General features: G+C 60.9%; 10 protein-coding genes. All 10 read left to right on the top strand.

Features of this window, described 5'->3' with window-relative positions; genetic code table 11:
• Positions 1–141 precede the first annotated feature (141 nt).
• Complete coding sequence (locus HGP31_RS05695; protein ID WP_083348309.1) at positions 142–1,764, top strand: methyl-accepting chemotaxis protein; 1,623 nt, start codon at positions 142–144, stop codon at positions 1,762–1,764.
• Complete coding sequence (locus HGP31_RS05700) at positions 1,764–2,300, top strand: chemotaxis protein CheW (protein WP_033043254.1); 537 nt, start codon at positions 1,764–1,766, stop codon at positions 2,298–2,300. The genes HGP31_RS05695 and HGP31_RS05700 overlap by 1 nt, the downstream gene beginning before the upstream one ends.
• On the top strand, positions 2,297–3,568 hold the full coding sequence (locus tag HGP31_RS05705) for a CheR family methyltransferase (protein WP_168757304.1): 1,272 nt from the start codon (positions 2,297–2,299) through the stop codon (positions 3,566–3,568). The genes HGP31_RS05700 and HGP31_RS05705 overlap by 4 nt, the downstream gene beginning before the upstream one ends.
• Positions 3,565–4,248 (top strand): chemotaxis protein CheW, encoded by a 684-nt coding sequence (locus tag HGP31_RS05710; protein WP_168757305.1) that lies wholly within the window; start codon positions 3,565–3,567, stop codon positions 4,246–4,248. Before HGP31_RS05705 ends, HGP31_RS05710 begins: the two co-directional genes overlap by 4 nt.
• A complete protein-coding gene (locus HGP31_RS05715; protein ID WP_168757306.1) occupies positions 4,245–6,530 on the top strand; it encodes a hybrid sensor histidine kinase/response regulator in 2,286 nt (761 codons plus the stop codon). Before HGP31_RS05710 ends, HGP31_RS05715 begins: the two co-directional genes overlap by 4 nt.
• The gene (gene cheB, locus HGP31_RS05720) at positions 6,527–7,537 is read left to right on the top strand and encodes a chemotaxis response regulator protein-glutamate methylesterase (RefSeq protein ID WP_168757307.1); all 1,011 of its coding nucleotides are present in this window, start codon (positions 6,527–6,529) and stop codon (positions 7,535–7,537) included. The genes HGP31_RS05715 and cheB overlap by 4 nt, the downstream gene beginning before the upstream one ends.
• Before the next feature lie 47 nt (positions 7,538–7,584).
• Positions 7,585–8,586, top strand: a complete 1,002-nt coding sequence (locus tag HGP31_RS05725; protein ID WP_168757308.1) for a response regulator — start codon at positions 7,585–7,587, stop codon at positions 8,584–8,586.
• Between the two features lie 234 nt (positions 8,587–8,820).
• Positions 8,821–9,916 (top strand): peptide chain release factor 2 gene (prfB, locus tag HGP31_RS05730; protein WP_103394385.1). Its coding sequence is split into 2 segments (ribosomal slippage): positions 8,821–8,892 and positions 8,894–9,916, totalling 1,095 coding nucleotides; the frame shifts between segments, so codons are not numbered across the junction.
• A gap of 106 nt (positions 9,917–10,022) precedes the next feature.
• On the top strand, positions 10,023–11,525 hold the full coding sequence (gene lysS, locus HGP31_RS05735) for a lysine--tRNA ligase (protein WP_033043263.1): 1,503 nt from the start codon (positions 10,023–10,025) through the stop codon (positions 11,523–11,525).
• Positions 11,526–11,623: 98 nt separating this feature from the next.
• Complete coding sequence (locus HGP31_RS05740; RefSeq protein ID WP_020799654.1) at positions 11,624–12,340, top strand: TetR/AcrR family transcriptional regulator; 717 nt, start codon at positions 11,624–11,626, stop codon at positions 12,338–12,340.
• The last annotated feature ends 74 nt before the right edge of the window (positions 12,341–12,414 follow it).

Consider the following 12,414-nt stretch of genomic DNA (forward strand, 5'->3'; position numbering starts at 1 on the left):
CGCAGGCTGCGATCTTTTGACTATAAACCGACCACTTCGATTTTTTTTGCCAAGAGATGAGAAGTGGCGCAACCGTCTTATAAATGAAACAGCGCCCTCGGCTATACTCCCCGCATTTCAAAATGGCCCCGAGGATTGACTGTGAAGAACTGGACGTTGCGCCAACGCATTTTGGCGAGCTTTGCGGTAATTATCGCCATCATGTTGCTGATGGTGGTCGTCTCGTATTCGCGCTTGTTGAAGATCGAGACCAGCGAAGCCAGCGTTCGTGAGGATGCGCTGCCGGGCTTGTATTACAGCTCGATGGTCCGCGGCGCCTGGTCCGACAGTTACTTGCGGATGTTGGAGATGCTCGGGCTGGAGCAGGGACAGGGCTTCACCGCCAAGGATGCCTCGGATTTCAAGGATTTCTCCGCGCGCTTGCAAGAGCAGATGGAGCTTTATCGCGCCACGGTGACGACGGATGAAGACAAGGTCGAATATGCCGCGTTTGAAAAACTCCACGCGGACTACCACCGCATCCTGCTCGCCGTTACGGATTTGCATAAACGCAACCAGGACGCCGAAGCCATCAGGATGTTCAACGAAGAGCTGACCCCCGTCTGGACAGCGGGTCGAATGAAGCTCAGTGATATTCTGCGCCACAACAAAGCAGTGGCAGACCAGGCTGTGGCGGCCATCGACGATGCGGTACTCACCGCCAAGATCATCATGGGTATTTCCCTGGTGTTCGCGGTATTGGCCGCCGGCCTTTGCGGCCTGCTGCTGATGCGCGCCATCATGGCGCCGATGAATCGTATCGTGCAAATCCTCGAAATCATGCGCACGGGCGATCTGAGCTCGCGTCTCAATCTTGAGCGCAAGGACGAATTCGGTGCCGTGGAAACCGGCTTCAACGACATGATGACCGAGCTGACCGCCCTGGTGTCCCAGGCCCAGCGCTCGTCGGTGCAAGTGACCACATCGGTCACCGAGATCGCCGCGACGTCCAAGCAACAGCAGGCCACCGCCACCGAAACGGCCGCGACCACCACTGAAATCGGCGCGACTTCCCGGGAAATCGCCGCTACGTCTCGTGACCTGGTACGCACCATGACCGAAGTGTCCACCGCCGCCGACCAGGCTTCGGTGGCCGCCGGTTCCGGGCAACAGGGCCTGGCGCGCATGGAAGAGACCATGCATTCGGTGATGGGCGCGGCCGACCTGGTCAACGCCAAGCTGGCGATCCTCAACGAGAAGGCCGGCAACATTAACCAGGTGGTGGTCACCATCGTCAAGGTCGCCGATCAGACCAACCTGTTGTCGCTCAACGCGGCTATCGAAGCCGAGAAGGCCGGCGAATACGGTCGAGGTTTTGCCGTGGTTGCGACTGAAGTCCGGCGTCTGGCGGACCAGACCGCCGTCGCCACCTACGACATCGAGCAGATGGTGCGCGAAATTCAATCGGCGGTGTCGGCCGGTGTGATGGGCATGGACAAATTCTCCGAGGAAGTGCGCCGCGGCATGTTCGAGGTGCAGCAGGTGGGCGAGCAGTTGTCGCAGATCATCCATCAGGTCCAGGCGCTGGCGCCGCGGGTGTTGATGGTCAACGAAGGCATGCAGGCCCAGGCCACCGGCGCCGAGCAGATCAACCACGCGCTGGTGCAATTGGGTGATGCCAGCAGCCAGACCGTCGAATCCCTGCGCCAGGCCAGCTTCGCCATCGACGAGCTGAGCCAGGTGGCGGTAGGGCTGCGTAGCGGCGTCTCGCGATTCAAAGTCTGATGAGCGAACTCACGGCCAAGCGCTCTGCCGTGAAACAGGCGGCGCACGCGTTATTCCTGGTGTTTCGCATCGGTCACGAGCGGTATGCCTTGCAGGCGATCGAGGTGGCGGAAGTGCTGTCGCGCCTGCCATTGAAGCCGATTGCCCAGGCGCCGCACTGGGTCGCCGGGGTATTGGCCTATCGTGGCGCGGTGGTGCCGGTCATCGACCTCAGTGCATTGACCTTCGGCACGCCCGCGCAGGCGCGCACCAGCACGCGCCTGGTGCTGGTGCATTACCGGCCGGATGCAACCGCCCAGGCGCAATTACTCGGTCTGATTCTGGAACGGGCCACCGACACCGTGCGTTGCAACCCAGCGGAATTTCAGCCCTATGGCCTGGACAATCCACAGGCACCGTACCTGGGGCCCGTACGTGAAGATGCCCAGGGTTTGTTGCAATGGGTGCGGGTGGCCGACCTGCTGGACGATCAGGTCCGTGCGCTGTTGTACCCGACGCCACCCCTGGACCTGGCATTGCTGGAGCAGTGGCAATGAGCAGCGACCAGCGGTTTTTCGATTTTCTCAAGGAGCGTATCGGCCTCGACGTGACGTCGGTCGGCCCGGCGATCATCGAGCGTGCGGTACGCCAACGCAGTGCCGCGTCCCAAGCGCAGACGGCCGACGAATATTGGTGCACCTTGCAGTGTTCAAGCGACGAGCAGCAGGCGTTGATCGAAGCGGTGATCGTCCCTGAAACCTGGTTTTTCCGTTACCCGGAATCTTTCACCACCCTGGCGAAACTGGCGACCAGGCGCCTGGCCGAGCTCAACAACATGCGCGCCCTGCGGATTCTGAGCCTGCCGTGCTCCACCGGCGAAGAGCCTTATTCCATTGCCATGGCGCTGCTGGATGCCGGGTTCAAGCCGCACCAGTTCAAGGTCGATGGCATGGACGTCAGCCCTTTGTCGGTGGAAAAAGCCCGACGAGCGCTATACGGCAAAAATTCGTTTCGCGGTCAGGACATTGCGTTTCGTGACCGCCATTTCAGCGCCGAAAACGACGGCTATCGACTCAGCGCCCCGGTACTGGAGCAAGTGCGCCTGCAGGTCGGCAATCTGCTCGATCCGACCTTGCTCGCCAGCGAGCCACCCTTTGACTTCGTGTTCTGCCGCAATCTGCTGATCTACTTCGATCTGCCAACACAGAAACAGGTTTTCGAGGTACTCAAGCGCTTGACCCATGTTGATGGGGTACTGTTTATCGGCCCGGCGGAGGGCAGTCTGCTGGGGCGCCTGGGCATGCGTTCGATTGGCATCCCACAATCCTTTGCCTTCAGTCGCCATAGCGCTCCGGAACCCGAGCCGCTGCCGGCATTCGTACCCACACCGTTGCCAGTGCCGCAACCCGTGCGCAGGGTTGCGCCGGTACCGACTCAACGGCGCCCGTTCGCCAGCGTCAAGCAGGTATCGCACCCGGTCGCACCAAGCACATCCGACGCCGCCGCGCTGCTGGCGAACGTCGCCGCGCTGGCCAACGAAGGCAAAAGCGCCGAAGCTCGTGCCGCTTGTGATAACTATCTACGCCACCACGAACCGGTGGCCCAGGTGTTTTATTGGCTGGGGCTGCTCAGCGATGTCGCCGGCAGCGTCCTTGAAGCCCAGGGCTTTTATCGCAAGGCGTTGTACCTCGACCCGCAACATGCCGACGCATTGATGCACTTGGCCGCCTTGCTGCAATCCCAGGGGGATACCGCGGGAGCCAGACGATTGCAGGATCGCGCCGCCCGCAGCGAGCGCGCCGCCGACAGTGAGCGTAAACGATGATCGCCTCCGACTCCTTGAACGTCACCCATGAAGATGCCCAGTCCATCGACGACTGCTGGAATCGCATTGGCATTCACGGCGACAAGTCCTGCCCACTGCTGAGCGAACACATTCACTGCCGCAATTGCGCGGTGTATTCGGCGGCCGCCACGCGCTTGCTGGATCGCTACGCGTTGCAGCAGGAGGAACGCGCATCAGCGTCCATTGCCGTCGAAAGCGAGGTGAAAACCCGTTCGCTGCTGATGTTCCGCCTCGGCGAAGAATGGCTGGCGCTTTCCACTCGCAGCCTGGTCGAAGTGGCGCCGTTGCAAACCATTCATTCATTGCCCCATCAACGCTCCCGGGCCTTGCTAGGGGTGGCGAATGTACGGGGTGCGTTGGTGGCGTGCCTCTCTCTGGTCGAGTTGCTGGGTCTCGATAGCACCAGCAGCGTTGCCAGCGGCGCGCGAGTCGTGCCGCGCATGCTGATCATCGCCGCCCACGGCGGTCCCGTGGTGGTGCCGGTAGACGAAGTGGACGGAATACATGCCATCGACGAACGCATCCTCGAAGCGGCGTCCCGCACTGGCGCGCAGGCCAGTGCCAAGTACACCCGTGGCGTGATGCAATTCAAAGGTCGCAGCCTGCGCTGGCTGGATGAAGATCAGCTGATGTCCGCCGTGACCCGGAGCCTCACATGACCCCCGAGCAAATGCGCGACTCTTCGTTGCTGGAGCTGTTCAGCCTGGAAGCCGAGGCCCAGACCCAGGTGCTGAGCGCAGGTTTGTTGGCGCTGGAACGTGATCCGACCCAGGCTGATCATCTCGAATCGTGCATGCGTGCGGCACATTCGCTAAAAGGCGCGGCCCGGATCGTCGGCGTCGATGCTGGCGTCAGCGTTGCCCATGTCATGGAAGATTGCCTGGTCAGTGCCCAGGAAGGGCGCTTGTACCTGCGCCCGGAACACATTGATGCGTTGCTGCAAGGCACCGACCTGCTGATGCGCATCGCGACACCGAACAATGCGCCGGGCGCTGCGGACATCGAAGCGTATGTCGTATTGATGGGGCGCTTGCTCGATCCAATGGCTGCTGCGATACCGAGCATGACCCCCGCCGCGCTGGTGATGGCCGAGCTGCAAGTTGAAGCGCCCGCACCCACGATCGAAGAGCCGGCGGCGCCCGTCGAATCGCTGGCGGTATCGCCGAAACTGGCCAGGCGCACCACCGAAAACGGCGAGCGCGTACTGCGCGTGACTGCCGAGCGCTTGAACAGTCTGCTCGATCTGTCGAGTAAATCCCTGGTGGAAACCCTGCGGCTCAAACCGCACCTGGCCACCATGCAGCGGCTCAAGCGCATGCAGAGCAACAGTCAGCGGGCGCTGGAAAACCTCAACGTCCATCTCAAGGAGCAAGTCCTGAGCCTCGAAGCCCGGGAAGCCCTCGACGATGCACGCCGGCTCCTGGCGGAGTCCCAGCAATTGCTGCTGGAAAAAAACGCCGAACTGGATGAGTTTGCCTGGCAGGCCAGCCAGCGCGCGCAGGTGTTGTACGACACCGCCCTGGCTTGTCGCATGCGGCCGTTCGCCGATGTCTTGACGGGGCAGGTGCGGATGGTCCGCGACCTCGGTCGTAGCCTCGGCAAGCAAGTGCGGCTGGAGATCGAGGGCGAAAAGACCCAGGTCGATCGCGACGTCCTGGAAAAACTCGAAGCGCCACTGACTCACTTGCTGCGCAATGCCGTCGATCACGGTATCGAAAGCCCGGAACAAAGGCTGTTGGCGGGTAAGCCAGCAGAGGGCCTGATTCGTCTGCGCGCGTCCCATCAGGCCGGGTTGCTGGTGCTGCAACTGAGCGATGACGGTAACGGGGTCGATCTGGAAAAGGTCCGTCGCAGCATCGTCGAACGCCAGTTATCCCCGGCCGATACCGCCGCGCAATTGAGTGAAGAGGAACTGCTGACCTTCCTTTTCCTGCCCGGCTTCAGTCTGCGCGACACTGTCACCGAAGTCTCCGGGCGCGGCGTTGGCCTGGATGCGGTGCAGCACATGGTTCGCCAGTTGCGCGGTGCGGTGGTGCTGGAGCAGACGGCGGGCGAGGGCAGTCGTTTCCATCTCGAGGTGCCCCTGACCCTGTCCGTGGTGCGCAGCCTGGTGGTGGAAGTCGGTGAAGAGGCTTATGCCTTCCCGCTGGCCCACATTGAACGCATGTGTGATCTGGAGCCGGCGGATATCGTTCAGGTCGAGGGCCGCCAGCATTTTTGGCATGAAGGCCGGCATGTCGGGCTGGTCGCCGCCAGTCAACTGTTGCAGCGTCCGGCCAGTCAAGGCAGCCAGCAAACCCTGAAAGTCGTGGTGATCCGCGAGCGTGATGCGATATATGGCATTGCGGTAGAACGCTTTATCGGCGAGCGGACATTGGTTGTATTGCCCCTGGATGAGCGCCTCGGCAAGGTCCAGGATATCTCCGCCGGCGCTCTGCTCGACGACGGTTCGGTGGTGTTGATCGTCGACGTCGAAGACATGCTGCGTTCGGTGGATAAATTGCTCAACACCGGGCGCCTGGAGCGCATTGCGCGCCACAGCAACCAGGTCGTCGCAGCAGCCCGCAAGCGAGTCCTGGTCGTCGATGACTCCCTGACCGTGCGTGAGCTGCAGCGCAAACTGCTGCTAAATCGAGGTTATGACGTGGCCGTGGCGGTCGACGGCATGGATGGCTGGAATGCCTTGCGTTCCGAAGATTTCGACCTGCTGATCACCGACATCGACATGCCGCGCATGGACGGCATCGAGCTGGTGTCGTTGTTGCGCCGGGACAATCGTCTGCAATCGCTGCCGGTGATGGTGGTGTCCTACAAGGATCGTGAAGAAGACCGTCGTCGTGGACTGGACGCCGGGGCCGACTATTATCTAGCCAAAGCCAGTTTTCACGACGATGCCTTGCTCGATGCAGTGGTTGAGCTCATAGGAGGAGCACGGGCATGAAGATCGCAATCGTCAATGACATGCCAATGGCCGTGGAAGCCTTGCGCCGGGCATTGGCTTTCGAGCCGACCCACCAGGTGATCTGGGTGGCGGGCAACGGCCGCGAGGCGGTGCAAAAGTGTGCCGAACAGACGCCAGACCTGATCCTGATGGATTTGATCATGCCGGTGATGGACGGAGTGGAGGCCACCCGGCGCATCATGGCTGAAACGCCCTGCGCGATCGTCATCGTCACCGTCGATCGCCAGCAGAACGTGCATCGGGTCTTCGAGGCCATGGGCCATGGCGCCCTGGATGTGGTCGACACGCCGGCCCTCGGTGCGGGTAATGCCCAGGAAGCGGCGGCACCGCTGTTACGCAAAATCATGAATATCGGCTGGCTGATCGGCGACAAGGGCAATCGGGAACGATTGGCACCGGATCCGACGCGCAGTTCGGGCCCACGCCAGAGCCTGATCGCCATCGGTTCATCCGCTGGCGGGCCGGCGGCTTTGGAATGCCTGCTCAAGGGATTGCCGCGGGATTTTTCCCCGGCCATCGTCTTGGTCCAACACGTTGACCAGGTATTTGCCGCTGGCATGGCCGAATGGCTCGGCAGCGCCAGCGGCCTGAACGTGCGCCTGGCCCAGGAGGGCGAGCCGCCGCAAAGCGGCACCGTGCTGCTGGCGGGCACCAACCACCATATTCGTTTGTTGAAAAACGGCAAGCTGGCCTACACGGCCGAACCGGTCAACGAGATCTACAGGCCCTCTATCGATGTGTTTTTCGAGAGCGTGGCCAGTTACTGGAATGGCGATGCGGTTGGCGTTTTGTTGACCGGCATGGGGCGCGATGGGGCGCAAGGGCTTAAACTCATGCGCCAGCATGGCTACCTGACCATCGCACAAGATCAACAAAGCAGTGCGGTGTATGGCATGCCGAAGGCGGCAGCCGCCATCGATGCCGCCGTGGAAATACGCCCGCTGGAACAGATAGCGCCACGATTGCTGGAGATATTCCCCAAGTGACCCTTTCAACCGCATTCCTGGCCCAAGTAGTATTCAGGTGAACGCACATGAATGATTTACAGCTCGACGACTTCAAGACTGACGAAAATGCCGCCATGGTGTTGTTGGTGGACGATCAGGCGATGATCGGCGAGGCCGTACGACGCGGTTTGTCGAACGAAGAAAACATCGACTTCCACTTTTGCGCCGACCCGCACCAGGCCATCGCCCATGCCGTGCGCATCAAGCCGACGGTGATCCTGCAGGACCTGGTCATGCCCGGCCTCGATGGCCTGAGCCTGGTGCGCGAATACCGCAACCACCCGGCGACCAGGGACATTCCGATCATCGTCCTGTCGACCAAGGAAGACCCGCTGATCAAGAGCGCGGCGTTCGCGGCCGGGGCCAACGACTACCTGGTCAAGCTGCCGGACAACATCGAGCTGGTGGCGCGCATTCGCTATCACTCGCGCTCCTACATGACGCTGCTGCAGCGTGATGCGGCCTACCGCGCTTTGCGGGTCAGCCAGCAACAGTTGCTCGACACCAACCTGGTGTTGCAACGCCTGATGAACTCCGACGGCCTGACCGGGCTGTCGAACCGTCGGCATTTCGATGAATACCTGGAACTCGAATGGCGCCGCTCGCTGCGTGAGCAGACCCAATTGTCGTTGCTGATGATCGATGTGGACTACTTCAAGACCTACAACGACACCTTCGGCCATCTGGAAGGCGACGAAGCCCTGCGCCAGGTCGCCGCGGCGATCCGCGACGCCAGCTCCCGACCTTCCGACCTCCCGGCCCGCTACGGCGGCGAAGAATTCGCCCTGGTACTGCCCAACACCTCGCAGGGCGGCGCGCGGCTGGTGGCGGAAAAACTGCGCATGACCGTGGCCGCGCTGAAGATCCCGCATATAGCCCCGACCGAAGGATCGAGCCTGACCATCAGCATCGGCCTGTCTACCATCATCCCGACATCTGGCAGCAATTGTCGTGAATTGATCTCGGCGGCGGACAAGGGGTTGTACCAGGCGAAGAACAACGGGCGTAATCAGGTGGGCATAGGCTGACCGACACAAAACACCCTGTGGCGAGGGGATTTATCCCCGCTGGGCTGCGAAGGGGCCCCAACAACGGGACTGCTGCGCAGTCCAACGGGGATAAATCCCCTCGCCACAGGTGATCTCCACAGTTGCAGAGGGCGTAGGTGAACCCCGCCTTTTCGGCCAAGCGGACTGCCGTTTCCGGCCGTTTACCGTTATACTCGCCGGCTTTCAAAAGTTCGCCAACGAGTGCTGCCCGCCATGGAAATCAACCCGATCCTTAACACCATCAAGGACCTGTCCGAGCGCTCCGAAACTATTCGGGGGTATCTTTGACTACGATCAAAAGCATGAGCGCCTGACCGAGGTCAATCGCGAGCTTGAAGATCCGAGTGTCTGGAACAAACCTGAATACGCCCAGGAACTGGGCCGCGAGCGCGCTGCGCTGGCGCAGATCGTCGAGACCCTCGACGAACTGAACACGGGTCTGGCCGATTGCCGCGACCTGCTGGACATGGCTGTCGAAGAAAACGACGAAGGCGCAGTGGGCGATGTCGTCGCCGAGCTGGCCCGTCTTGAGGAAAACCTCGCCAAGCTTGAATTCCGCCGCATGTTCAGCCATGAAATGGACCCGAACAACGCCTACCTGGATATCCAGGCCGGCTCCGGTGGCACCGAGGCCCAGGACTGGGCCAACATCCTGCTGCGCATGTATCTGCGCTGGGCTGACAAACGCGGTTTCGACGCCACCATCATGGAACTGTCGGCCGGTGAAGTCGCTGGCATCAAGGGCGCGACCGTGCACATCAAGGGTGAATACGCCTTTGGCTGGCTGCGTACCGAGATCGGCGTACATCGCCTGGTTCGCAAGAGCCCGTTCGACTCTGGCAACCGTCGTCACACTTCGTTCTCGGCGGTTTTTGTCTCGCCAGAGATCGATGACAAGGTGGAAATCGAGATCAACCCGGCGGACTTGCGGATCGACACCTATCGTTCCTCCGGTGCCGGTGGTCAGCACGTAAACACCACCGACTCGGCCGTACGTATCACCCACGTACCGACCAATACCGTGGTCAGCTGCCAGAACGAACGTTCCCAGCATGCCAACAAGGACACCGCCATGAAAATGCTGCGGGCCAAGTTGTATGAGCAGGAAATGCAGAAACGCAACGCCGCGTCCCAGGCGCTGGAAGACACCAAGTCGGATATCGGCTGGGGTCACCAGATCCGTTCTTATGTGCTCGATGCGTCGCGGATCAAGGATCTACGTACCAACATCGAACGCAGCGACTGCGACAAGGTGCTCGACGGCGATATCGACGAATACCTGGAAGCCAGCCTGAAATCAGGGCTGTAAGACATGCAATACGGGATCGGTCCCGATCCCTGTAGGAGCCGGCTTGCTGGCGATCCCCGGGCCGCAGGCCCGGGGGCAACGAACCTGTGATGGAATATTTAAAGACATGAGCGACCTAGAACTCGACCCGCAAGCCCTGCAACAGGAAGAAAACTCCCTGATCGCCCTGCGCAAGGAAAAGCTTGCTGCCGAGCGCGCCAAGGGCAATGCCTTCCCCAACGACTTCCGCCGCGAAAACTACTGCAATGACTTGCAGAAACAGTACGCGGACAAGACCAAGGAAGAGCTGGCAGAGGCTGCAATCCCGGTCAAGGTTGCCGGTCGCATCATGCTCAACCGTGGCTCGTTCATGGTGATCCAGGACATGACCGGTCGCATCCAGGTCTACGTCAACCGCAAGACCCTGTCCGAAGACACCCTGGCCGCGGTGAAAACCTGGGACATGGGCGACATCATTGCTGCCGAGGGCACCCTGGCCCGTTCCGGCAAAGGTGACCTGTACGTTGAAATGACCAACGTGCGCCTGCTGACCAAGTCCCTGCGCCCGCTGCCGGACAAGCACCATGGCCTGACCGACACCGAACAGCGCTATCGCCAGCGTTACGTTGACCTGATCGTCAACGAAGACGTGCGCCAGACGTTCCGCGTACGTTCGCAAGTGATCGCGCACATTCGCAGCTTCCTGATGAAGCGCGACTTCCTCGAAGTCGAAACGCCGATGCTGCAGACCATTCCTGGCGGTGCCGCGGCCAAGCCGTTCGAAACCCACCACAACGCGCTGGACATGGAAATGTTCCTGCGTATCGCGCCAGAGCTGTACCTGAAGCGTCTGGTGGTTGGTGGCTTCGAAAAAGTGTTCGAGATCAACCGCAACTTCCGTAACGAAGGCGTTTCGACTCGTCACAACCCTGAATTCACCATGTTGGAGTTCTACCAGGCCTACGCCGACTACGAAGACAACATGGACCTGACCGAAGAACTGTTCCGTGAGCTGGCACAGCTGGTCCTGGGCAGCACCGACGTGCCGTACGGCGACAAGGTGTTCCACTTCGGCGAGCCGTTCGTGCGCCTGTCGGTGTTCGACTCGATCCTCAAGTACAACCCTGAGCTGACCGCCGATGACCTGAACGACATCGACAAGGCTCGCGCCATCGCCAAGAAGGCCGGCGCCAAGGTGCTGGGCTTCGAAGGCCTGGGCAAGCTGCAGGTGATGATTTTCGAAGAGCTGGTCGAGCACAAGCTGGAGCAGCCGCACTTCATTACCCAGTACCCGTTCGAAGTATCGCCGTTGGCTCGCCGCAACGACGAGAACCCGAATGTCACCGACCGCTTCGAGCTGTTCATCGGTGGTCGTGAAATCGCCAACGCCTACTCCGAGTTGAACGACGCGGAAGACCAGGCCGAGCGTTTCATGGCCCAGGTGGCCGACAAGGACGCCGGCGACGACGAAGCCATGCACTACGACGCCGACTTCGTGCGCGCGCTGGAGTACGGCATGCCTCCGACGGCCGGTGAAGGCATCGGCATCGACCGCCTGGTGATGTTGTTGACCAACTCCCCGTCGATCCGCGACGTGATCCTGTTCCCGCACATGCGGCCACAAGCGTAAGTGTTTCAATAAAAAGCCGCCTCTTCAGGCGGCTTTTTATTGCCTGTCTGGTACAAACGTATCAACTTGTTAGTTTCATCTGAGAGGAAAGACCTGTCGTGAATCGTGCAATGGCTCAAGAAGGTGCAGCGGGTATCGCCACTGCGGTTGCTGAAAGTGTTCAGTACCAGGGCCGCAAGGCCAGCCGGCAGGGCAGCGAGCAACGTCGACAGGACATTCTCGATGCCGCGATGCGCATTGTCGTGCGCGATGGCGTACGGGCCGTAAGGCATCGCGCGGTGGCTGCCGAGGCACAAGTGCCGTTATCGGCGACCACTTACTACTTCAAGGATATCGATGACCTGCTCACCGATACCTTCGCCCAGTATGTGGAGCGCAGCGCGGCCTACATGGCCAAGCTGTGGGTGAATAACGAGGGCCTGCTGCGCGACATGATCGCCAGTGGCGACGGCAGTGCGCAGGCTCGTTCAAAACTGGCGGACGACATTGCGCGGTTGATGACCGACTATGTGCACCGGCAACTGATCACCCGTCGTGAGCACTTGATGGCCGAGCAGGCGTTCCGCCAGGAAGCGCTGCTGAACCCGCGCCTGGCCGAGTTGGTGCGCTCCCATCAGCAAATCCTGTTGCAGGGTTCCTGCCAGCTTTTCCAGGTGCTGGGTTCTCGCGAACCACAGCAGGACGCCAAAGTGTTGACGGCGATAATCGGACGGATGGAATATCAGGGCCTGCTCAACGACGCTGAGCCGGACGCCGAAGAGGAGATGCTGGGCATACTGACGCGTTATATGCATTTGGTGCTGGCTTCGGTATAACGCGCCCCCCGTACCGATCGTTCCCACGCGGAGCGTGGGAACGATCAGCGTGGACAAGTCATCGTGTGTCGATA

This window comes from Pseudomonas umsongensis (assembly GCF_012647205.1).
Classification (GTDB): Bacteria; Pseudomonadota; Gammaproteobacteria; order Pseudomonadales; family Pseudomonadaceae; genus Aquipseudomonas; species Aquipseudomonas umsongensis.